Origin of the sequence: Mannheimia granulomatis (assembly GCF_011455695.1) — a bacterium.
GTDB lineage: Bacteria > Pseudomonadota > Gammaproteobacteria > Enterobacterales > Pasteurellaceae > Mannheimia > Mannheimia granulomatis_A.
This window is the reverse complement of the sequence record NZ_CP015030.1, coordinates 1,997,261-2,021,116: the sequence shown is the minus strand read 5'-3', so window position 1 is coordinate 2,021,116 and position 23,856 is coordinate 1,997,261. Positions and strand designations below refer to the sequence as shown.

19 protein-coding genes, 1 tRNA gene and 2 rRNA genes are annotated in these 23,856 nt (G+C 39.8%); 17 read left to right on the top strand and 5 right to left on the bottom strand.

All coding sequences use genetic code 11. The features are described from left to right. Positions 1-78: 78 nt before the first annotated feature. Positions 79-3,525, bottom strand: coding sequence for an acyl-[ACP]--phospholipid O-acyltransferase (locus A4G16_RS09795; RefSeq protein ID WP_165889682.1), 3,447 nt, complete (start codon positions 3,523-3,525; stop codon positions 79-81). Positions 3,526-3,666: 141 nt separating this feature from the next. Beyond that, complete coding sequence (locus A4G16_RS09790; RefSeq protein WP_165889681.1) at positions 3,667-4,305, bottom strand: MerR family transcriptional regulator; 639 nt, start codon at positions 4,303-4,305, stop codon at positions 3,667-3,669. A gap of 296 nt (positions 4,306-4,601) precedes the next feature. Between A4G16_RS09790 and A4G16_RS09785 the strand changes: the two genes are divergently transcribed. The 9 genes from A4G16_RS09785 (at position 4,602) to A4G16_RS09745 (ending at position 11,541) form a co-directional block, all read left to right on the top strand. Beyond that, positions 4,602-4,988, top strand: a complete 387-nt coding sequence (locus A4G16_RS09785; RefSeq protein WP_165889680.1) for an ATP synthase subunit I — start codon at positions 4,602-4,604, stop codon at positions 4,986-4,988. 23 nt (positions 4,989-5,011) lie between these two features. Continuing rightward, a complete protein-coding gene (gene atpB, locus A4G16_RS09780; RefSeq protein ID WP_165889679.1) occupies positions 5,012-5,800 on the top strand; it encodes a F0F1 ATP synthase subunit A in 789 nt (262 codons plus the stop codon). A gap of 119 nt (positions 5,801-5,919) precedes the next feature. Continuing rightward, positions 5,920-6,174 carry a F0F1 ATP synthase subunit C gene (atpE, locus tag A4G16_RS09775; protein ID WP_005599073.1) on the top strand — a complete coding sequence of 85 codons (255 nt, stop codon included), beginning with the start codon at positions 5,920-5,922 and terminating at the stop codon, positions 6,172-6,174. Between the two features lie 63 nt (positions 6,175-6,237). Then, positions 6,238-6,708 (top strand): F0F1 ATP synthase subunit B, encoded by a 471-nt coding sequence (gene atpF, locus A4G16_RS09770; RefSeq protein WP_027073517.1) that lies wholly within the window; start codon positions 6,238-6,240, stop codon positions 6,706-6,708. A 13-nt stretch (positions 6,709-6,721) separates the two neighbouring features. Continuing rightward, the gene (gene atpH, locus A4G16_RS09765) at positions 6,722-7,255 is read left to right on the top strand and encodes a F0F1 ATP synthase subunit delta (RefSeq protein WP_117471560.1); all 534 of its coding nucleotides are present in this window, start codon (positions 6,722-6,724) and stop codon (positions 7,253-7,255) included. Between the two features lie 12 nt (positions 7,256-7,267). Beyond that, positions 7,268-8,809, top strand: coding sequence for a F0F1 ATP synthase subunit alpha (gene atpA, locus A4G16_RS09760; RefSeq protein ID WP_165889678.1), 1,542 nt, complete (start codon positions 7,268-7,270; stop codon positions 8,807-8,809). A gap of 26 nt (positions 8,810-8,835) precedes the next feature. After that, complete coding sequence (gene atpG / locus A4G16_RS09755; RefSeq protein WP_165889677.1) at positions 8,836-9,702, top strand: F0F1 ATP synthase subunit gamma; 867 nt, start codon at positions 8,836-8,838, stop codon at positions 9,700-9,702. A 20-nt stretch (positions 9,703-9,722) separates the two neighbouring features. Then, the gene (atpD, locus tag A4G16_RS09750) at positions 9,723-11,096 is read left to right on the top strand and encodes a F0F1 ATP synthase subunit beta (protein WP_165889676.1); all 1,374 of its coding nucleotides are present in this window, start codon (positions 9,723-9,725) and stop codon (positions 11,094-11,096) included. Between the two features lie 25 nt (positions 11,097-11,121). Further along, positions 11,122-11,541: a F0F1 ATP synthase subunit epsilon gene (locus tag A4G16_RS09745; RefSeq protein WP_027073522.1), complete on the top strand. Its 420-nt coding sequence runs from the start codon at positions 11,122-11,124 to the stop codon at positions 11,539-11,541. A gap of 87 nt (positions 11,542-11,628) precedes the next feature. On the opposite strand, the gene A4G16_RS09740 is transcribed toward A4G16_RS09745, so the two are convergent. Then, on the bottom strand, positions 11,629-12,576 hold the full coding sequence (locus A4G16_RS09740) for a GIY-YIG nuclease family protein (protein ID WP_165889675.1): 948 nt from the start codon (positions 12,574-12,576) through the stop codon (positions 11,629-11,631). Between the two features lie 16 nt (positions 12,577-12,592). Beyond that, positions 12,593-13,585 (bottom strand): aspartate--ammonia ligase, encoded by a 993-nt coding sequence (asnA, locus tag A4G16_RS09735; RefSeq protein ID WP_165889674.1) that lies wholly within the window; start codon positions 13,583-13,585, stop codon positions 12,593-12,595. A gap of 191 nt (positions 13,586-13,776) precedes the next feature. Between asnA and asnC the strand changes: the two genes are divergently transcribed. The 4 genes from asnC to A4G16_RS09715 all read left to right on the top strand — a co-directional run bounded on the left by asnC (position 13,777) and on the right by A4G16_RS09715 (position 16,689). Then, on the top strand, positions 13,777-14,250 hold the full coding sequence (gene asnC, locus A4G16_RS09730; protein ID WP_027073524.1) for a transcriptional regulator AsnC: 474 nt from the start codon (positions 13,777-13,779) through the stop codon (positions 14,248-14,250). 81 nt (positions 14,251-14,331) lie between these two features. After that, positions 14,332-15,177, top strand: coding sequence for a glycosyltransferase family 2 protein (locus A4G16_RS09725; RefSeq protein ID WP_165889673.1), 846 nt, complete (start codon positions 14,332-14,334; stop codon positions 15,175-15,177). A gap of 149 nt (positions 15,178-15,326) precedes the next feature. Then, the gene (gene udp / locus A4G16_RS09720) at positions 15,327-16,088 is read left to right on the top strand and encodes a uridine phosphorylase (RefSeq protein WP_027073526.1); all 762 of its coding nucleotides are present in this window, start codon (positions 15,327-15,329) and stop codon (positions 16,086-16,088) included. Between the two features lie 109 nt (positions 16,089-16,197). Next, positions 16,198-16,689: a chorismate--pyruvate lyase family protein gene (locus A4G16_RS09715; protein ID WP_165889935.1), complete on the top strand. Its 492-nt coding sequence runs from the start codon at positions 16,198-16,200 to the stop codon at positions 16,687-16,689. 39 nt (positions 16,690-16,728) lie between these two features. Here the strand turns inward: A4G16_RS09715 and A4G16_RS09710 are convergent, their stop codons facing one another. Beyond that, positions 16,729-17,598: an NAD(P)-dependent oxidoreductase gene (locus A4G16_RS09710; protein WP_165889672.1), complete on the bottom strand. Its 870-nt coding sequence runs from the start codon at positions 17,596-17,598 to the stop codon at positions 16,729-16,731. A 192-nt stretch (positions 17,599-17,790) separates the two neighbouring features. Between A4G16_RS09710 and murI the strand changes: the two genes are divergently transcribed. The 4 genes from murI to A4G16_RS09690 all read left to right on the top strand — a co-directional run bounded on the left by murI (position 17,791) and on the right by A4G16_RS09690 (position 23,817). Next, positions 17,791-18,591 (top strand): glutamate racemase, encoded by an 801-nt coding sequence (gene murI / locus A4G16_RS09705; protein WP_165889671.1) that lies wholly within the window; start codon positions 17,791-17,793, stop codon positions 18,589-18,591. 339 nt (positions 18,592-18,930) lie between these two features. Further along, a 16S ribosomal RNA gene (locus A4G16_RS09700) occupies positions 18,931-20,470 on the top strand. Positions 20,471-20,673: 203 nt separating this feature from the next. Beyond that, positions 20,674-20,749, top strand: a tRNA-Glu gene (locus A4G16_RS09695). Positions 20,750-20,916: 167 nt separating this feature from the next. Beyond that, positions 20,917-23,817, top strand: a 23S ribosomal RNA gene (locus A4G16_RS09690). Together the 16S and 23S rRNA genes with 1 tRNA gene alongside form the textbook arrangement of a ribosomal RNA operon. Positions 23,818-23,856: the final 39 nt, after the last annotated feature.

The following is a 23,856-nucleotide window of genomic DNA, read 5'->3' as shown; positions in this document are numbered from 1 at the left end:
AGCGGTCATTTTTCCTGAAAATTTTGCAAATTTTTCACAGAAAATGACCGCTTGTATATTAGGGTTATCTATTAAAAATTATATAGATAACTGCTGAGCCAATATTTTCGCCCCTTTAAAATCCACTTTACCTGATCCAAGCAACGGGATTTCTTTAACGATAAATATTTCGCTTGGTTGCATAATTGGCGGTAAGCCTGAAAATTTAATCTTTTCTTTGATTTCCTCTAACTCTAATTCCGTTTTTATCAATAAAACAACGCGTTCGCCTTTTTTATCATCGCTAATTGTTGTAGTAACCAAAGTTGTTTCATCGTTGAAAAGTGGAGTCAGTTTTTCTTCTACCGAGCTAAGGCTAATCATTTCCCCGCCAATTTTAGCGAAACGGGAATATCTATCGACAATTGTGATAAACCCTTGTTCATCAATATGACCTTTATCGCCTGTTTTGTAGTATCTTTCTCCATCAATTTCTGCGATTACCTCAGCTGTTTTTTCTTCATCATTGAGATAGCCTTTCATGACTTGTCCGCCTCCGATAAGAATTAATCCATCTTCGCCTGCTGCAAGCTCTTCTAATGTTTCAGGATCGACTATTTTGATAATTGTGCCGGGTAGTGGCATTCCGACAGTTCCTTCTTTACTAAATGTAAACTCTTTGAGTGTGTCAGGATCGAGTATATTCGGCATATTCACACTTGCAACAGGAGCGGTTTCAGTTGTGCCGTAGCCTTCTAATATATCCAGACCAAATTTCATTTTGAACGATTCTTTTACGTCTGTTTTCAATTTTTCGGCACCGGCTATTACCATTCGCACATTTTGGAACATTAATGGGTGAAGTTTTTTATTGCGTACATATAAGCGGAAGAAAGTGGATGTGCCAAATAAAATAGACACTTTGTGCTTAGCACTTAATTTACCAATAGTCGCACCATCTGTTGGGTCTGCAATACTGACTATTTTTATTCCCTCACAGAGTGGTAATAATGTCGTTATCGTTAAGCCGAAAGAGTGAAAAATAGGCAATGAATTTAAGATGACATCCTCTTTTTGGAAGTTGAGTAATTCACTTACTTGTTTGATGTTAGTGAGTAAATTTTTGTGACTTAATTCAATGCCCTTCGGATCACCTTCGCTGCCGCTACTAAAGAGAATTGTTGCCGTATCGTTTAGTTCAACCGATTTGAAATAACGGGCTTTTATCCACCATTGAGGCGTGATACAAGCGGTTAAAAATGTACGGCTTTTTGCAAATTTGGTGGTATGTTTGGCAATATTTTCGGCATAAAGTAACTTATCTGCTAACAAGGTTGAAAAATCAAAACCTTTTTCTGTCAGTTTTTGGATGAATTTGTCAGAGCTAATTATGGTTTTAATGTCTGCTTTAGCTAGCGATTTTTCCATCACTTCTGGACTTAGTGTGTAATTTAGATTGACAGGGACTTTTCCCAAAACCATTAATGCCATATTGACTATTGAGCCTGCTGCTGAACTTGGAAGCAACACTCCAATATGTTTTTCATTTTTCAGCTGTTTCTCTAATGATTTCACAAAGAGTAAAACTGCGGTAATAAATTGAGCATTATTCAGTTTTGTGCCTTGGGCATCAACAATAGTAGTTTTAAATAAATTCGCTTTGGCTGAACCGAGCCAGTGATGTGTTAGTGGCTTTTGGCGGTTCATAAAGTTATTCCATGCAGAATAGGAAAGCTCAATCACTTTCTGTTTCATTTTTGTTGAGTTTATAAAGCCTTTAATTGGTTTTCCGAATGCAACCAATACATCACGTTTCCCTTTTTTACTGAGATTTTTGTAATGATTATTTGCTCGTGAGAAGCTTGAACCCCATAGCCCACGTAAATAAAAAGGCACGGTAGTCACGTTTTCTAAGCCTTCTAAAATATATTCAAATCCTTTTTTAAATTCATTGATTTGTCCGTTATAGCTAATATGACCTTCAGGGAATAGGGCTACTACTTCTCCTTTCTCAAGGTAATGGCGAATAGTTTGAATACTTTCTCTGCTTGAGCCTGCTCCAATAGGAATAACTTTGAAAATACGGAATATCCAGTTTAGATACCATTTGTTATAAATAGGGCGGAACATCACAAACTTAATAGCACGAGGGCTGGCAGCTTGTAGTACCAGCCAATCAATCCAGCTAATGTGATTACCCAACATTAATACTCCGCCGCTTTGTGGTAGATTTTTTAATCCCTCCACATGGAAACGGTAGCCGGTTTTTAAGATCGGTAATAACAATAAACGGGTGAATAAATGGGGTAATTGTAAAATGGCATAGAAACTGCCGATTAAACAAACTATAGAGGCAAAAAAGAATAATCCTGTAGTTGAAATACTAAGTTCTACAAAGATTATGCTTAATATTAGAAAGCAGACCATTGCGATATTCTGCACAAAGTTATTGCCTGCCATAATTTTGCCGCTGATTTTTTCCGGTGCAAAATATTGAATAGTTGCATTGAGTGGCACAATAAATAATCCACCAAAAATACCGAAACTAAATGAACAAAGAGTTATCAACCATTGATTTTGGGAAAAAGAGAGGTAAAGGAGTGAGAGGAAAATCCCTAAAGCACCTATCGGTACAATACCGTGCTCAATGTGTAATTTAGAAGAGCGTCCGGCGATATAAGAGCCAATGATTAATCCTATCCCACTGGTTGCTAAAATAGCTTGAATAATCAAAGCGTTATCTGTGTTAAAGGTGGTTTTATAATGTGCCGGAAATGCAGATATCAAGACTTGAGATACACCCCAAAACAGGCTTAGTCCAATAATACTTAGCCAAATATTTTTGTTTTTACGTAGCTCTTTGATGTTGTCTTGCAAATAACCAAGCGAAAGGTATTTTTGAATTGCAAATTTTTCCTCTTTTTCTACCGCTTGCGGATAGTGAGGTAGGCGGAAAGCACATAACATTTCAAGAATACTTAATACAACAAGTGCAATCCCGATAGGTGAAACGCTTTCTATGATGGTGTTTGGAGAGTTCGATACAGTGTAATTAAATTCAAAGAAAAATGAGAAAGCAAATGAGCTGAATAAAATTGCTACAATAGTTAAGGCTTGAATAATACCGTTTGCCATACCTAAGTGTTCGGTGCCGACAATCGATTTAATGATACTGTATTTTGCCGGTGAGTAGATAGCACTTTGAACGGCAAGTAAAAGTGTAAGCCCAAAAGCAAAATAAAATTGACCGAAAAGATAACATAAGCAGATAAAGCTACTTAAAATCACCGCAGCTACCGTGCTGATGCGAATGACTTTAGTTCGGGAAAATTTATCACTTAGCCATGCAGAAGGTGAAAATAACAAGATAAATGGCAATAAAATCATCGCATTAATAATGGCAGTTAAAATTACTAGTGTGTTGCCTTCAAAACTTTTTAATAAAATATTTTGGATGGTGATTTTATGCGCCAGATCTACACTAGCATTAAGGAATGCTATAGCTAAGTAAGGAATAAAACCTGTAATTTTCAGTAGTTTTAACATAGAAAGTCCCTTTTAAGAGTTATTTTTATAGATATTTTACTTATCTTTATAAAACTGTAAAGTGTTGCTTTATAAAATTAATAGATTTTGCGAAATTTAGTTAAAAAATAACCGCTTACTATCAAAGTGAGCGGTGGTTTATTATTTAGTCATTTTTTGGTAAGTTTTCAACGTTTCCATATTGAAAACATAAGGCTTAAGTACAAGTAAAATATCAAAAAGATGTTTTAGTTTGTTATCTTTTTGCTCACTATTAGATAAACCTTCTAAGGTAATATTGACTTCAAATTGTGCCAGTTGTTTGGCTACATCAATATAGGCTTGTAGTAGGTTTAATTCTGTTGCATTACAATGGCTGATAATACTTAAAATTTCACGCTCTTTACTGGTGAAAATACCATCACGAGGATTTAATAATCCTTGTGCTACGTAATTATTAAGTGTTTGCTCACTTATCTTAAATTCGTAGCAAAGTTGCTCCGGCTCAAAAGTTTCATTTTCTGCCCCCATAATTAATGATAAGGAGTGAATCAAACTTTCGTAAGGATTGTTTTTATCAAAATTAGGGTGAGAAAATAGCGACTTAATTTGCGAAATACTTGCATTAAAGTTTGATTGTAGGTATTTGATAAACTCCAATAGCTTTATGTTACTTTCATCATAAAGATGAAAATTAGGCTTATCTTTGTATGGTTCGGGCAATAAACCTTCTTTTATGTAGTAGAGTATGGTTGATTTTGGAGTATTTGTTTTATTTACTAAGTCATTCATTTTAATCATAATATTTTCCTTATATCTATTCTTTGAGGCAGTAATAAATTTGTGATTAAGTATAAAGTGCAGCTTTTTAGTTTTGGTTATAAATATAAACTATTTTGGCTATTTTTTAAAATAATTTATCGTAATTATTACAAAAAATCGGAGTTTTTTTCAAAAATGTGAAGAATGCCTCGTTTTATCTGGTTTTTGGGTTGCAACTATTGATTTGTAAGGTATAATTTCTGTTGGATTTTCATTGATCAACAGTGGCTAATGGTTAGCCTGATTGTCGAATTTAACTTCAAAAAGGATAAAAAGTGTCTGCTGTAATCAATAAAGCAAAATCACAATATCTCAAAGCATTAAGAATTGAAGCTGGAATTATGTTAGTTTTGGCTTTCACTCTTTTTTTATGGAAGGGGTATTATAACAGTATCTCTTTTCTTGCAGGTGGTTTTTCTAGCTTTGTGCCACATATTGTTTTTGTATATTGGGTTTTCTTTAGAAATTCTGCAAAAGATCGGACAAAAATGAGTTCTTTCTATCGTGGTGAAGGACTAAAATGGTTGGTCACTATTATTTTCATAATAGTCTGTTTTAAACTCATTCCAAATTTAGATTTTGTTTTGTTTTTTGCGGGTTATTTTATCGCATTATTTTTAAATAATATAATCCCGTTTGTATTAAGCAAACGTCACCATTAATTTTGTTTTTTAAAGGATAGGTTATGGCTGGAACTACAGCAGAATACATTAGCCATCACTTGAGTTTTTTAACTACAGGCGATAGCTTTTGGGCAGTACATTTAGATACTCTCTTCTTCTCTTTAGTGGCAGGTGTGATTTTCTTATGGGTTTTCTCTCGAGTAGCAAAAAATGCTACTACAGGTGTACCTGGTAAATTACAGTGTTTTGTTGAGATTGTCATTGAATGGGTAGATGGCTTAGTTAAGGATAATTTCCACGGTCCTCGTAATATTATTGCACCTCTTGCATTAACGATTTTCTGCTGGGTGTTTATTATGAATGCGATTGACTTAGTACCGGTCGATTTCTTACCTCAGTTAGCAAATCTGTTCGGTATTCACTACTTACGTGCTGTGCCAACCGCAGATATTAGTGCAACATTGGGGATGTCAATCTGTGTATTTGCGTTAATTTTATTCTATACCGTTAAATCAAAAGGTTTTGGTGGTTTAGTAAAAGAATACACATTACACCCGTTTAACCACTGGGCTTTTATTCCGGTAAACTTTATTCTTGAAACAGTAACTTTGCTTGCAAAACCTATTTCACTGGCTTTCCGTTTGTTCGGTAATATGTATGCAGGTGAGTTAATTTTCATCCTTATTGCAGTAATGTATATGGCTGATAACTTTGCGTTACAAGCGCTAGGTATTCCATTACACTTGGTTTGGGCTATTTTCCATATTTTAGTTATTACGCTTCAAGCCTTTATTTTTATGATGCTAACGATTGTTTATTTGAGTATTGCTTATAACAAAGCGGATCATTAAACTAACCTTACAAGCGGTAGGATTTTTGTGATTTTTTACATAGGTTTGACTGCTTGAATTTATATTTTTATCAACAACCTCAGCCTTCGGGCTAATTCCTCAATTTAATGGAGAACATTATGGAATCAGTAATCACAGCAACAATTATTGGTGCTTCAATTTTATTAGCTTTTGCTGCACTTGGTACAGCTATTGGCTTTGCAATCTTAGGTGGTAAATTCTTAGAGTCATCAGCTCGCCAACCTGAATTAGCATCAAGCTTACAAACTAAAATGTTTATCGTTGCTGGTCTTTTAGATGCTATCGCGATGATCGCTGTAGGTATTTCTTTACTATTCATTTTCGCAAACCCGTTCATTGATTTATTGAAATAAGTCGGGATTTGATTAACCGTTATTCATCAATAGAATAACTTAACCGACTTTTAGGAGGGCGTTGTGAATTTAAATGCAACACTAATTGGCCAACTGATTGCATTCGCACTTTTTGTAGCGTTCTGTATGAAGTTTGTATGGCCACCGCTAATTAGAGCGATTGAAGAGCGTCAAGCAAACATTGCTAACGCACTTGCATCTGCTGAAAAAGCGAAACAAGAACAGGCAGATTCTAAAGCTGCAGCGGATCAAGAAATCCTTAAAGCAAAAGAAGAAGCACAAAATATTATTGATTTAGCAACAAAACGTCGTAATGAAATTTTAGAATCTGTACAAGCAGAAGCTGAAGTGGAACGTCAACGTATTATTGAACAAGGTTATGCAGAAGTTGAAAGTGAGCGTAAACGTGTTCAAGAAGAGCTTCGTCAAAAAGTCGCAGCATTGGCTGTTGCCGGTGCAGAGAAAATTGTTGGTCGTTCAGTGGATGCTGCAGCGAACAACGATATTATTGATAAGCTAGTTGCAGAACTATAAAAAGGTGGGGCAGATGTCAGAATTAAGCACAGTAGCTCGCCCCTATGCTAAAGCGGCTTTCGATTTTGCTTTAGAACAAGGTCAGTTGAATAAATGGCAGGATATGCTGGAGTTTTCTGCTGTTGTTGCCGAGAATCCGCAGGTTGCTGATTTTATCGGTTCATCACTTGCAAGCGGTCAGATTTCTGATACGTTTATCAATATTTGTGGTGAGCAACTGGATCAATATGGGCAAAATTTCATTCGCGTTATGGCAGAGAATAAACGTTTAGCGGTATTACCTGCTGTATTGAGTGCATTTTTACAGCTACGTGCAGAGTACGAAGCTGTGAAAGATGTTGAAGTGATTTCTGCAAATCAGCTAACAGATGCACAACAGACTAAAATTGCTAACGCGATGGAAAAGCGACTCGGAACAAAAGTACGTATTACTTCATCGGTAGATAGTTCGTTAATTGCGGGTGTCATTATTCGTTATGATGATGTTGTTATTGATGGTAGTAGTCGTGGACAGCTAAACCGCTTGAGTCAAGAGTTGAGCTTGTAAGAGGAATAAAAAATGCAACTAAATTCAACTGAAATTAGTGAATTGATTAAAAAGCGTATTGCCCAATTTAATGTAGTGAGTGAAGCTCAAAGCACAGGGACAATAGTTTCGGTAAGTGACGGGGTTATTCGTATCCACGGCTTATCTGATGTAATGCAAGGTGAAATGATTGCATTACCAGGCAATCGTTATGCGATTGCATTAAACTTAGAAAGAGATTCTGTTGGTGCGGTTGTAATGGGTCCTTATGCTGATTTAGCAGAAGGTATGCAAGTACAATGCACAGGTCGTATTTTAGAAGTGCCAGTTGGTCGTGGCTTATTAGGTCGTGTGGTGAATACCCTTGGTCAGCCAATCGATGGTAAAGGTGAAATCCAAAATGATGGTTTCTCACCAATCGAAGTGATTGCACCAGGCGTTATCGATCGTCAATCGGTTGATCAGCCGGTTCAAACTGGTTACAAAGCGGTAGACTCAATGGTACCAATCGGTCGTGGTCAGCGTGAGCTTATTATCGGCGACCGTCAAACAGGTAAAACAGCACTGGCAATTGATGCGATCATCAACCAACGTGATTCAGGTATTAAATGTATCTATGTAGCGATCGGCCAAAAAGCCTCAACTATCGCAAACGTAGTGCGTAAATTAGAAGAACATGGTGCGTTAGAAAATACTATCGTGGTGGTGGCTTCCGCGTCTGAATCTGCGGCATTGCAATACCTTGCACCTTATGCAGGTTGTGCGATGGGTGAATACTTCCGTGACCGTGGTGAAGATGCCTTAATCGTTTACGATGATTTATCTAAACAAGCGGTTGCTTACCGTCAAATTTCTCTCCTTTTACGCCGTCCACCGGGTCGTGAAGCATTCCCAGGTGATGTATTCTACCTCCACTCTCGTCTATTAGAGCGTGCATCTCGTGTAAACGCAGATTATGTAGAACGTTTCACTAATGGTGCTGTAAAAGGTCAAACAGGTTCTTTAACCGCATTACCGATCATCGAAACCCAAGCGGGTGACGTATCGGCGTTCGTTCCAACTAACGTTATCTCGATTACTGATGGTCAGATTTTCTTAGAATCCGGCTTATTCAATGCGGGTATCCGCCCTGCGGTAAACCCGGGTATCTCGGTTTCTCGTGTAGGTGGTTCTGCACAAACTAAACTCGTTAAAAAATTAGCCGGTGGTATTCGTACTGCACTTGCTCAATACCGCGAATTAGCTGCGTTTGCACAGTTTGCATCCGATCTTGATGAAGCAACACGTAAACAACTTTCTCACGGTCAAAAAGTAACTGAATTACTCAAACAGAAACAGTTTGAGCCAATGTCTGTAGCACAATTAGGTTTATCTCTTGCGGCAGCAGAATACGGTTATCTTGATGATGTTCCTGTTGAGCGAGTTAGCTCATTTGAAGCAAATTTATTAGCCTATGCTCAAAGCAATTATGGCGAATTTATGCAGGAATTATCAAAATCGGGTAATTTCAATGATGAAATCAAAGATAAATTAAACGAAATTTTATCTGGTTTCAAAAAGAACAGTGCTTGGTAATCCAAACTTTTTAGCGGAGAAATAATATGGCAGGTGCTAAAGAGATAAGAACCAAAATTGCAAGTGTTCGTAATACGCAAAAAATTACCAAAGCGATGGAAATGGTTGCCGCATCTAAAATGCGCAAAACCCAAGAGCGTATGACGGCTTCTCGCCCATATGCAGAAAACATTCGTAAGGTGATCAGCCATATTGCCAAAGGAAACATTGATTATAAACACCCATTCCTGACAGCACGGACGGTAAAAAAAGTTGGCTATTTAGTCGTTTCAACCGACCGTGGTTTATGTGGTGGCTTAAATATCAACTTATTTAAAACGGTCTTAAATGAGTTAAAAACACAAGACGATAAAGGCATAAAAGCTGAACTCGGTTTAGTTGGAAATAAAGCTGCTGCTTTCTTTAATCCGATGGGATTGGAGATTAAAGGTTATATTAATGGGCTGGGTGATGCGCCGGCAATGGAAGATTTGGTTGGTATCATTAATACAATGGTGCAAGCTTATCGTGATGGAGAGATTGACGAATTGCACGTGGTTTTCAACCGCTTTGTCAATACGATGTCACAAAAACCGACTGTTCAGCAGTTACTTCCATTGCCAGCACTTGAAGATGATTCACTTGCGGCAACAGGTTCTTGGGATTATATCTACGAACCAAGTCCGCAAGCATTATTAGATAGCTTACTTGTTCGCTATTTAGAATCACAAGTGTATCAAGCGATTGTAGATAATCTTGCCTCCGAACAGGCAGCTCGAATGGTTGCGATGAAAGCAGCGACTGATAATGCGGGTAACCTCATTAATGAATTACAGTTGGTGTATAACAAAGCTCGTCAAGCAAGTATTACGAATGAATTAAATGAAATTGTTGCGGGTGCCGCTGCAATTTAACACAGAATAGAGGAACGGTAATGGCAACGGGAAAAATTGTACAAATCATCGGTGCGGTAATCGATGTTGAGTTTCCGCAAGATGCAGTACCAAAAGTTTATGATGCATTAAAAGTTGAAACAGGCTTAACGCTTGAAGTTCAACAACAATTAGGTGGCGGTGTGGTTCGTTGTATCGCACTCGGTTCATCTGATGGTTTAAAACGTGGCTTAAAAGTTGAAAATACACACAAAGCGATTGAAGTACCGGTTGGTACTAAAACCCTTGGTCGTATTATGAACGTATTAGGTGAGCCTATTGATGAAGCTGGTCCAATCGGTGAAGAAGAGCGTTGGACGATTCACCGTGCAGCACCAAGCTACGAAGAGCAAGCAAACAGTACCGAATTATTAGAAACCGGTATTAAAGTTATCGACTTAGTCGCTCCGTTTGCGAAGGGTGGTAAAGTTGGCTTGTTCGGTGGTGCGGGTGTAGGTAAAACCGTAAACATGATGGAGTTAATCCGTAACATCGCAATCGAACACAGCGGTTACTCTGTATTTGCAGGCGTAGGTGAGCGTACCCGTGAAGGTAACGACTTCTACCACGAAATGAAAGACTCTAACGTATTGGATAAAGTATCGTTAGTGTATGGTCAGATGAACGAACCACCGGGCAACCGTCTGCGTGTGGCATTAACCGGCTTAACCATGGCGGAAAAATTCCGTGATGAAGGTCGTGATGTATTATTCTTCGTGGATAACATCTACCGTTATACCCTTGCAGGTACTGAAGTGTCAGCACTTTTAGGCCGTATGCCGTCTGCGGTAGGTTACCAGCCGACATTGGCGGAAGAAATGGGTGTGTTACAAGAGCGTATTACCTCAACCAAAACCGGCTCTATCACCTCGGTACAAGCGGTTTACGTTCCAGCGGACGACTTAACTGACCCGTCTCCGGCAACGACCTTTGCTCACTTAGATTCAACGGTAGTATTAAGCCGTAACATCGCATCACTCGGTATCTACCCTGCGGTAGATCCACTTGACTCAACCTCTCGCCAGTTAGACCCTCTCGTGGTTGGTGAAGAGCACTATAACGTAGCACGTGGTGTACAAGGTACATTACAACGTTATAAAGAGTTAAAAGACATCATTGCGATCTTAGGTATGGACGAGCTTTCAGAAGACGACAAACGTCTTGTAGCACGTGCACGTAAAATCGAACGTTTCCTTTCACAACCATTCCACGTTGCGGAAGTATTTAACGGCGTGCCGGGCAAATTCGTTCCATTAAAAGAAACCATCCGTGGCTTTAAAGGCATTTTAGAAGGCGAATACGACCATATTCCAGAACAAGCGTTCTATATGGCGGGTTCAATCGATGAAGTGATCGAAAGAGCAAAACAGATGTAATTGTTCTTAAAAAAAGGAGAACAAAATGGCATCTCAATTTGAACTCACGGTAGTGAGTGCAGAACGTAAAATCTTTGAAGGTCTCGTTAAAAGTGTACGGGTTTCAGGAGTTGCCGGTGAATTAGGGGTGTATGCAGGTCATACACCACTTTTAACCGCAATCAAACCTGGTATGGTGAAATTTACTTTTGAAGATGGTAAAGAAGATTTTATCTATGTTTCAGGTGGATTCCTCGAAGTGCAACCTACCGTTGTTACCGTATTGGCTGATGTTGCTATTCGTGGCGATGAGCTTGATGAACAACGTATTCTGGCTGCGAAACGTAAGGTTGAAGAAACTCTTGATAAAGCTAATACAGCTGACATGACGGCTAAGTTAGCTCGAGAAATTGCCAAATTGCGAGTTTACGAACTCACTAAAACCAAATTGGCGAATAAACGTTAACTAATAAAAAACCCCACACTAGTGGGGTTTTGTTTTTTTACAAGCGGTCGAAATTTGCCAATTTTTTGCATCTAATAATTAGATTTGCTATTTATCAGAACTGTAAACTAACTCAGATTGAATATTTAATAATTTACCGCTGTCATCGACATATTTTGTTCCAGTAATTTTTATATGTTGAATAGTTCCATCTTCCTGTTTAGCAAATAATTCTACATCTCCAATTTTATCTATAGGAACTGCATTATCATTAAAGTTATATCGTGTAACTTTATGTTTGTTCTTTTTTTCATCATATGAAGAATAACGCTCTTTACTTTTATCTACACCGACTTGATAAGCACTAACAATCATTCCGCTTCTAGGATAAACTCCTAAAATATAGGTGATGTTATCTGCTTTATTTTTATTCATTGCCCAATCACCTAAAGTTCTTATACGTAGTGCTGAATCTGTTGGATCTAATAATTTTTGATGGGTTAAATTTCGTTCTTTTTTACCAAGCATATCAGGTGTTGGTTTAATTTTTACAAACATTATTTCTTCATGCTCTCCTAAATTCAATGTAGATAAAGGAACTTGTCTAGGAGAAAATAAAGACTGAATTTCAGCAACAGTACCAGCAGCAATTAATTTATTTTTTTGTTTTGAGGTTCTATGACCAGATATAATGTTTTTTAGAGAACTTAATTTTAATGAGCGTTTATCCAATAATTGGCAGAAACTAATAAGCGTATTTTCTACAATAAAGGCTTCTTTTTCTGTTAAGCCATAGGTAATAATATATTTTATGACTTGTTTATTTTGGGATTGAATTTTTCTGATTTCTAAATTTTTTTCTGTTTCTTTTGGATCATTTAATACAGATATTTCGTGTTCAAATATGCGATTAGCAAATCCTTTTCCAATGTAAAAGATAGAATTATCTAGAGGCGATACTAGGGCATAAATATAGAATTCTAATTCTTGGCAAATATCTGGAGTAAATTTCATATCTATGATTGTTTTTAGTTTGTATGAAATAAAGGCGAACATTTGTTCGCCTTTCACATTAAAGAATATTCTCAAATTCTTCAAAGACTTCTTTCGGCCATACGCTTGATTGTACTTCGCCAATATGTTTTTTACGTAATAAGAACATAGTTAAGCGAGATTGACCGATACCGCCACCGATTGAAAGAGGTAATTTACCTGCTAATAAATCTTTGTGCCAATCCATTTCTAAGCGATCTTCATCACCAGTGATTGATACTTGTAATCGTAAGGCTGTTTCATCTACACGAATACCCATTGAAGATAATTCAAATGCAGTGCCTAATTCTTCGTTCCAAACAAGAATGTCGCCGTTTAATCCTTTATAACCTTGTTCTGATTCGGTTGTCCAGTCATCGTAATCCGGCGCGCGTCCATCATGAGCTTTACCGTCAGATAGTTTTCCGCCAATACCAATTAAGAATACAGCACCGCATTCTTTACAAATTGCATTTTCACGCTCTTTGCTTGTCATATTTGGGTAGCGTTGTACTAGGTCTTCGCTATGCACAAAAGTAATTTGTTTTGGTAACACTGATGGAATATCAAAACGGGCTTCTACCGCTAATTCAGTTAAACGAATCGCTTTATAGATTTCATTTACTGTTTCTTTTAAGAAGGCAAAATCACGGCGACCTTCAGGGATTACTTTTTCCCAGTCCCACTGATCTACGTATACAGAGTGAGTACGATCTAATGAATCTTCATCGGGACGTAGTGCTTTCATATGCACAAATAAACCTTCTCCTTCTTTGAACCCAAAACGAGCTAAAGTATGACGTTTCCATTTTGCTAGAGAGTGAACAACTTCATAGGTTGAGTTTGGAATACATTTCACATTGACTTTTACGGCTTTCTCGATACCAGAAAGGTTATCTTGCATGCCGTTACCGACTTCGCTTAAGATCGGACCTTGTACCTCAATAATACCTAGTTTATCGATCAAATATTGTGTAAAGGTGTTTTTAACAAAACTGATTTCTTGTTGTTGTAAGATGAATGATTTTTTCATTTTGCTTTCCTAAAAAAAGAGTGTTGATTTTTATCTCTCGTGTTTAATGCAATCACGATAGGTGCTAATTTAAAGAAATCTCTAAAAAATGCAATATTCATTAAATAAAAAAGCCTTTGGGTTAAATATTATTTAAAAAAATATGTATTTTATTATAATATATTTAATTAATTGGGGTTTAGGAAGAAAAAATGCACACTAAAAATAGTATTAGAGCGGAAATTGACAAGCTAGATCAGCAAATTTTACGTTGGTTGATTAAAGATGCACGTGTACCTTACGCGGAAATGGCAAAAAATTTTGGTGTAAGTGCTGCGACTATTCATGTACGAGTAGAAAAAATGCGACAAGCCGGGGTAATTAAATCGACTAAAATTGTTGTAGATGAACGTAAGCTTGGATATGATGTTTGCTGCTTTATTGGGGTTATTCTAAAATCGGCAAAAGATTATGATAAGGTCATCGCAAAGCTGAGTGAATTTGATGAAGTGGTTGAAGCTTACTATACTACAGGCAACTATTCCATTTTCATTAAAGTGATGACTCATACCATTGAGGAATTACACAGCGTGTTGGCTGGTAAAATTCAATCAATTGATGAAATTCAATCGACAGAAACGTTGATTTCTCTGCAAAATCCGATTTTACGTGAGATTATCCCTTAATATTCCAATACAAGCGGTTGAATTTAGATAAAAATTTACAAATAAATAAAAATAATTTTTTAATGGTCTTAAGGAAATAGAATGAGTGCCACTCAATCAACTAAACCTACAGTTGCAGTAATTACTTCAACTGTTGGTCGAATTGAATTAGAGCGCGCTATTTTTAGTGTGCAAAACCAAACATACCCTTGTAAACACTATATATTTGTTGATGGTGAGAAATACCACCAACAAGCGGCTGATATTTTAAATAAATTTGACAATTTGACGGTTACTTATTTGCCGATGAATACAGGAGCAAATGGTTGGACGAATAGTAGTATCAATGCGATTGCTCCATTTTTAATAAAAGAAGATATTGTTTGTTTTCTTGATGATGATAATTGGTTTGAACCTAATCATGTCGAAACAGGTGTAAATGCATTGATTGAGCATCAATCCGGTTATGCTTATGCGTTACGTAAATTTTATGATTCTGATGGTAATTTTATATGTGTTGATACCATGGAGTCTATTGGCGACTATTCTCGTGGTTATGGAGAGCCACTTGAGTTTCCGTTTCAAATAAATGAAACAGAATGTGTGATGAATATTAGCGGAGTTGCAGATAATCATATTGATACAAATTGCTATTTTATGACGGCTGAGCTGGCGAGGTTTATAAGCAGTGCTTGGTATTCTGGTATTCACAACGATAGAAATGTTTACGCTAAACTAAAAGAATTTGGCGTTAAAGGCGCTTGTACAAAGGCAATTAGTGTAAATTATATTTTAGATCCGGCTAAATACATCGGCGGTCTTAATGTTTTCTTTGAAGCACCTTTTTTCTTTAATAAGGAGCAAGCGTGTCAGTTTGTAAAAGAAATGGTGAAATTTAGTTCAGAGAAGAGTGTTGAAGGTTGGGGAGGAAGATTAATTTGGGAATAAAGAAGAATTTATTGAAAGCAAAAGAAATCGTTTGCCTTTGATCTGCTTCACAAAAACCAACATTGATTGCAAAAAATCTTCGTAAATCAACCGCTTGCTAGGGTAGAATGAGGTTACTTTCATTTGGAAAAGATTAAGGAGATAATAATATGTCTGAAGTATTTCACTTAGGTTTAACCAAAGCGATGTTAAAAGGGGCAAAAATTGCAATTGTTCCCGGTGATCCTGCAAGAAGCGAGCGTATTGCGAAAAAAATGGAAAATCCGGAGTTTTTAGCATCTACTCGCGAGTTTACCTCATGGTTAGGATATTTAGATGGTGAACCAGTTGTGGTTTGCTCAACCGGAATTGGTGGTCCCTCAGTTTCTATCTGTGTGGAAGAGTTAGCCCAATTAGGCGTTCGTACTTTCTTACGTATCGGCACAACAGGGGCTATCCAAGAACATATTAATGTAGGGGATATTTTAATTACTACAGGGGCGGTGCGTTTAGATGGAGCAAGCCAGCATTTTGCACCGATGGAATATCCTGCAGTGGCAAATTTTGAATGTACTAATGCACTTTATGCGGCTGCGGTAGAATCGGGTGTTAAACCTTATGTCGGAATCACGGCATCATCAGACACATTCTATCCAGGACAAGAGCGTTATGACACTTTCACTGGTAAAATTTACCGTCATTTCCAAGGTTCATTAAAGCAATGGCAAGATCTTAATGTGATGAATTTTGAAATGGAGTCAGCCACTTTATTTACCATGTGTTCTGCACTGGGTTTACGTGCTGGAATGGTCGCAGGAGTAATTGTAAACCGCACACAACAAGAGATTCCAAACGAAGCAACAATTCACGATACCGAACATAAAGCTGTTTCAGTAGTAGTTGAAGCTGCGAGAAAATTAATTCAACAATAATCTTTTAAAATGAAAGACAAAAAGGTAAATTGTATGTTTACAATTTACCTTTTTTTATTCGCTCAATTTTCGCAAGCGGTCGAAAATGGCAAAAAATTTACAAATTACAATGGATTATTATCTTGAATATCGCCAAGTTTTTTCAGAATCAGCGTGGCAAACAAACCCAGAGGCTCTTTCTCCTGCACAACAACAATGGTTACTACACCATGGCTCTTTAACGCAAAAACTGTGTGAAGTGGCGGTTGATTTTAATGTGGAAGTGGTGCAAGAAAAGTGGATTGCAAAAAATTTACAAAAAACGACCGCTTGTAATGAGGAATACTGGTTGCGTGAAGTGTTATTAAAAGATGGCACCACAAACTGGATTTTCGCCCAAACCCTTGTGCCGAAATCAACTATTGAAAATATTGCCCAAAATGTACCGAAACTCGGCAATGAACCGATTGGGTTATGGCTGTTTTCCCAAAATCCTCTCAGAAAGACATTAGAATGGACACAAGCCGAAAACGGTTTGTTTGCTCGCCGAGGAGTGTATGAAATCAATGGGTTTTCCCTTGAAATCAAAGAGCTGTTTCTAGAAAGTTTCCCTTATTTGTAAAAATCGGTTGGTGTTTTGATTAACTCAACCGATTTTCATTTATTTTGCCAAGAATTGATAAATGGCAGCCATATCAACTTCGCTCAAACCTGAATCGTTGGCTTGATTGTAAGTTTTGGTTGCTTGCTCAATTAGCGGGAATGATTTACCTAATTTTGCGATTTCTTCGCTTGCTAGATTAAAATCTTTAGTCATGTGTTTCATCATAAATGCTGGCGGGAATTCATTTGCCGAATACATCGGTACCTTAGCTTGGAAAATCGGGCTATTCATAAATGAACCGGAAATCATTTCAATCACTTGCTCTTTCGGAAGACCGTATTGATCAGCAAAATTCAATGCTTCGCCATAGGCTTGAATAAATATTCCTAATAATGAGTTGATCATAAGCTTAATTCCACCAGCTTTACCTACTTCGCCATAATAGAAAGTGGTAGTGCTAAAGGCTGCAAACAACGGTTTGAGTTGTTCAACAATCTCTTGATTACCGGCTGAAAGCACCAATAATTTACCAGCCTCTGCTACTTTACTTGAGCCGGAAACCGGAGCTTCCACAAATTCCGCATCATGTTGAGCTAAAAGTGCTTGAACAGCTTGGTTTTGAGTTGGTGAAATGGTACTCATATTCACCACTAATTTGCCTTTTAATTCAGCTAACACTTCAGGGCTTAATACTTGCTGAACTGCGGCATAATCTGCAATCATTAAAAAAATCACATCGTGAGCTTTCACTAACTCTAATACAGAAGGATAAGCGGTTGCACCAGCAGCAACAACTTGCTCCGCTTTTGCCGAGTTGCGATTATAAACACCCACTCTTACGCCATGGTTTAATAGGTGCTTTACCATAGGTTCGCCCATTTGACCTAAGCCAATCCAACCGATTTCTTGTGTATTAAATTGTTGCATCCTGTTTCTCCTAAGTGAATGATAACAAGCTGATTATTGCGACTTTGTAAAGTGATGTCTAGTAAAAATTAGCAAGAGATTGACCGCTTGATTTACTTAAGTTAGTAGGAGGTTAAATTAAATGAATAGATGACTTGAATGTAGAATCAGAAAAAGGTAGCATTTTGCCAACTTTTTATTCGCTATATCACCATGAAACCAACAATTCTTCTTTATGATTCGGGCATGGGCGGCTTAACGGTTTATGATGAAATCCGTAAAGTATTACCTCATGCACATTATTTATATTGTTTTGATAATGCTTTTTTTCCCTATTCAGAAAAAACTGAATCTGTTCTTATTCAAAGAGCGGTTAAAATTGTGCAAAAAATTTCAGAAAAACAACCGCTTGATATGGTAGTAGTGGCTTGCAATACCGCAAGTACAGCGGTGCTTCCTGCATTGCGTGAAAAATTTCATTTACCGATTGTTGGAACGGTTCCTGCTATCAAGCCAGCTGCAGAAATATCAAAAACCAAAACAATAGGCTTGTTAGCTACTAAAGGTACGGTTACTCGTCCTTATGTCTCTGAGTTAATAGAAACTTATGCGAAAGATTGTGTGGTTGAGAAAATAGGTTCTACCGATTTGGTGGAGATTGTGGAAGAAAAACAGAGAACTGGAAAGATTAATCTGCAACGTTTGCAAGCTGTTGTACGAGAATGGCAAAATCATCCTGAGTTAGATACTGTTATTTTAGGCTGCACACATTTTCCATTAGTTAAAGAAGAATTACGACAGTTATTACCTAGTATTCGTCACTTTGTTGATCCAGGAATAGGCATTGCAAAGCGAGTAGTAAGTTTGTTAGAAAAAGAGAGTAAGGTTGAAAATAAAGGTTTTTCAAATCTAAAAAATGCAGCGTTTTGTACTATTGAAGCGGATGATTTAGATATTAAACGAAAAATCATGCAACAATGGGGGTTTAATGAGCTTTTTGTGCTGAATATTTAGACTTAAAGTTTGTTTTTGATGAAAAATAACACATTCGAGAAAAACTTTTAAAAAACCACTTGCAACGTTTGCAAAAAGCTCTATAATGCACATCACACAACGACGCGCTGTTGTGACGAGTTAAGTTGATTTGCAGTGCGTCGTTTTATTTTGTTCTTTAAAAATTTATCAGACAATCTGTGTGGGCACTTGTTGATTGACTTGATTTAAAAATATTTTTTAATTTTGAAGTCTTAATAGGTGCTTAACTAGAAATTCATTTTCTCTTTAAATTAACTTTTTAAGTTAGTTTGAGAGTGCGATTTTTATGTCAGTACATATTGAGCGATTAAACTTTTTGAATTGAAGAGTTTGATCATGGCTCAGATTGAACGCTGGCGGCAGGCTTAACACATGCAAGTCGAACGGTAGCACAAGGGAGCTTGCTCCCTGGGTGACGAGTGGCGGACGGGTGAGTAATGCTTGGGAATCTGGCTTATGGAGGGGGATAACTACTGGAAACGGTAGCTAATACCGCGTAATGTCTGTGGACTAAAGGGTGGGACCATTTGGCCACCTGCCATAAGATGAGCCCAAGTGGGATTAGGTAGTTGGTGAGGTAAAGGCTCACCAAGCCCGCGATCTCTAGCTGGTCTGAGAGGATGACCAGCCACACTGGAACTGAGACACGGTCCAGACTCCTACGGGAGGCAGCAGTGGGGAATATTGCACAATGGGGGGAACCCTGATGCAGCCATGCCGCGTGAATGAAGAAGGCCTTCGGGTTGTAAAGTTCTTTCGGTAGCGAGGAAGGTGATTGTTTTAATAGAACAATCAATTGACGTTAACTACAGAAGAAGCACCGGCTAACTCCGTGCCAGCAGCCGCGGTAATACGGGGGGTGCGAGCGTTAATCGGAATAACTGGGCGTAAAGGGCACGCAGGCGGACTTTTAAGTGAGGTGTGAAATCCCCGGGCTTAACCTGGGAATTGCATTTCAGACTGGGAGTCTAGAGTACTTTAGGGAGGGGTAGAATTCCACGTGTAGCGGTGAAATGCGTAGAGATGTGGAGGAATACCGAAGGCGAAGGCAGCCCCTTGGGAATGTACTGACGCTCATGTGCGAAAGCGTGGGGAGCAAACAGGATTAGATACCCTGGTAGTCCACGCCGTAAACGCTGTCGATTTGGGGATTGGGGTTTAACTCTGGTGCCCGTAGCTAACGTGATAAATCGACCGCCTGGGGAGTACGGCCGCAAGGTTAAAACTCAAATGAATTGACGGGGGCCCGCACAAGCGGTGGAGCATGTGGTTTAATTCGATGCAACGCGAAGAACCTTACCTACTCTTGACATCCAAAGAAGCTTGCAGAGATGCGAGTGTGCCTTCGGGAACTTTGAGACAGGTGCTGCATGGCTGTCGTCAGCTCGTGTTGTGAAATGTTGGGTTAAGTCCCGCAACGAGCGCAACCCTTATCCTTTGTTGCCAGCGATTCGGTCGGGAACTCAAAGGAGACTGCCGGTGATAAACCGGAGGAAGGTGGGGATGACGTCAAGTCATCATGGCCCTTACGAGTAGGGCTACACACGTGCTACAATGGCGTATACAGAGGGCGGCGACCCAGCGATGGTGAGCGAATCTCAGAAAGTACGTCTAAGTCCGGATTGGAGTCTGCAACTCGACTCCATGAAGTCGGAATCGCTAGTAATCGCAAATCAGAATGTTGCGGTGAATACGTTCCCGGGCCTTGTACACACCGCCCGTCACACCATGGGAGTGGGTTGTACCAGAAGTAGATAGCTTAACCGCAAGGGGGGCGTTTACCACGGTATGATTCATGACTGGGGTGAAGTCGTAACAAGGTAACCGTAGGGGAACCTGCGGTTGGATCACCTCCTTACCAAAAATCAAGGGCGAAGCTAAGCGAGAGCGAAGTGGAGCTGTAACGACAGCAAGTGTTCACACAGATTGTTTGATAGATAAGCGCAGGACAAGAGATGAATGAAAGTTAGGCATTCAAGCGGTCATAATCTTGCAAGATATGGCAAAAGTAGCTAGAATGTTTAACCCAAAATGGCAAAGCGGAAAGCATCTTTAAATGTTGTCCCCATCGTCTAGAGGCCTAGGACATCGCCCTTTCACGGCGGTAACCGGGGTTCGAATCCCCGTGGGGACGCCATTTAAAGATGATTTTTATTGTCTTAATGTTCTTTAAAAATTGAGAAACAAGCTGAAAAACTGAGAGATTTTCGAAAGAAAGTCTGAGTAGTTGAAGTCTTGAGTGAACAAAAGCACTCAAGCAAGTTGTTAATTTAGCAACCGAGAAAAAAACATTTGAGGTTGTATAGTTAAGTGACTAAGCGCACAAGGTGGATGCCTTGGCAATCAGAGGCGAAGAAGGACGTGCTAATCTGCGAAAAGCTTGGATGAGTCGATAAGAGGCGTTTAATCCAAGATGTCCGAATGGGGAAACCCAGTAGGTGAAGAACCTACTATCATTTACTGAATACATAGGTAAATGAGGCAAACCGGGAGAACTGAAACATCTAAGTACCCCGAGGAAAAGAAATCAACCGAGATTTCGTTAGTAGCGGCGAGCGAACGCGAAAGAGCCAGTTAGTGATAGCAGTTTTGTTAGAGGAATGAGCTGGGAAGCTCAACCACAGAGGGTGATAGTCCCGTACTCGAAAACATTATTGTGGTACTAGGCTAACAACAAGTAGGGCGGGACACGTGATATCCTGTTTGAAGATGGGGGGACCATCCTCCAAGGCTAAATACTCCTGATTGACCGATAGTGAACCAGTACTGTGAAGGAAAGGCGAAAAGAACCCCGGCGAGGGGAGTGAAATAGAACCTGAAACCTTGTGCGTACAAGCAGTGGGAGCAGACTTGTTCTGTGACTGCGTACCTTTTGTATAATGGGTCAGCGACTTATATTTTGTAGCAAGGTTAACTGAATAAGGGAGCCGTAGGGAAACCGAGTCTTAACTGGGCGTTTGAGTTGCAAGGTATAGACCCGAAACCCGGTGATCTAGCCATGGGCAGGTTGAAGATTGGGTAACACTAATTGGAGGACCGAACCGACTAATGTTGAAAAATTAGCGGATGACTTGTGGCTGGGGGTGAAAGGCCAATCAAACCGGGAGATAGCTGGTTCTCCCCGAAATCTATTTAGGTAGAGCCTTGAGCGGACACCTTCGGGGGTAGAGCACTGTTTCGGCTAGGGGTCCATCCCGGATTACCAACCCGATGCAAACTGCGAATACCGAAGAGTGATACTCAGGAGACACACGGTGGGTGCTAACGTCCATCGTGGAGAGGGAAACAACCCAGACCGCCAGCTAAGGTCCCCAAGTACTAGTTAAGTGGGAAACGAAGTGGGAAGGCTTAGACAGCTAGGATGTTGGCTTAGAAGCAGCCATCATTTAAAGAAAGCGTAATAGCTCACTAGTCGAGTCGGCCTGCGCGGAAGATGTAACGGGGCTAAAACTAGTCACCGAAGCTGCGGCATCAGACGAAAGTCTGTTGGGTAGGGGAGCGTTCTGTAAGCGGAAGAAGGTGAATCGAGAGGTTTGCTGGACGTATCAGAAGTGCGAATGCTGACATAAGTAACGATAAAACGAGTGAAAAACTCGTTCGCCGGAAGACCAAGGGTTCCTGTCCAACGTTAATCGGGGCAGGGTGAGTCGGCCCCTAAGGCGAGGCTGAAAAGCGTAGTCGATGGGAAACGGGTTAATATTCCCGTACTTGGTGTAATTGCGATGTGGGGACGGAGAAGGTTAGGTTATCAGGGTGTTGGATATCCCTGTTTAAGCCGGTAGGTGGAGCGTTTAGGCAAATCCGGACGCTTTTAACACCGAGAAGTGATGACGAGGCTCTACGGAGCTGAAGTAACCGATACCACGCTTCCAGGAAAAGCCACTAAGCTTCAGATTACACTAAACCGTACTATAAACCGACACAGGTGGTCAGGTAGAGAATACTCAGGCGCTTGAGAGAACTCGGGTGAAGGAACTAGGCAAAATAGCACCGTAACTTCGGGAGAAGGTGCGCCGGCGTAGATTGTAGTCCCTCGCGGACGAAGGTTGAACCGGTCGAAGATACCAGCTGGCTGCAACTGTTTATTAAAAACACAGCACTCTGCAAACACGAAAGTGGACGTATAGGGTGTGATGCCTGCCCGGTGCTGGAAGGTTAATTGATGGTGTTATCGAAAGAGAAGCTCCTGATCGAAGCCCCAGTAAACGGCGGCCGTAACTATAACGGTCCTAAGGTAGCGAAATTCCTTGTCGGGTAAGTTCCGACCTGCACGAATGGCATAATGATGGCCAGGCTGTCTCCACCCGAGACTCAGTGAAATTGAAATCGCCGTGAAGATGCGGTGTACCCGCGGCTAGACGGAAAGACCCCGTGAACCTTTACTATAGCTTGACACTGAACATTGAATTTTGATGTGTAGGATAGGTGGGAGCCTTTGAAGCATGAACGCTAGTTTGTGTGGAGGCGTCCTTGAAATACCACCCTTTAACGTTTGATGTTCTAACGAAGCGCCCTAATCGGGTGTTCGGACAGTGTCTGGTGGGTAGTTTGACTGGGGCGGTCTCCTCCCAAAGAGTAACGGAGGAGCACGAAGGTTTGCTAATCACGGTCGGACATCGTGAGGTTAGTGCAATGGTATAAGCAAGCTTAACTGCGAGACAGACAAGTCGAGCAGGTGCGAAAGCAGGTCATAGTGATCCGGTGGTTCTGAATGGAAGGGCCATCGCTCAACGGATAAAAGGTACTCCGGGGATAACAGGCTGATACCGCCCAAGAGTTCATATCGACGGCGGTGTTTGGCACCTCGATGTCGGCTCATCACATCCTGGGGCTGAAGTAGGTCCCAAGGGTATGGCTGTTCGCCATTTAAAGTGGTACGCGAGCTGGGTTTAGAACGTCGTGAGACAGTTCGGTCCCTATCTGCCGTGGGCGTTGGAGAATTGATTGGGGCTGCTCCTAGTACGAGAGGACCGGAGTGGACGCACCCCTGGTGTTCCGGTTGTGTCGCCAGACGCATTGCCGGGTAGCTATGTGCGGAAGAGATAAGTGCTGAAAGCATCTAAGCACGAAACTTGCCAAGAGATGAGTTCTCCCCGACTATAAGTCGGTAAGGGTTGTTGAAGACTACGACGTAGATAGGTGTGGTGTGTAAGCGTTGCGAGACGTTGAGCTAACACATACTAATTGCCCGAGAGGCTTAACTATACAACGCTCAAGTGTTTTTAGTGAAAGGGTTGAGAAATT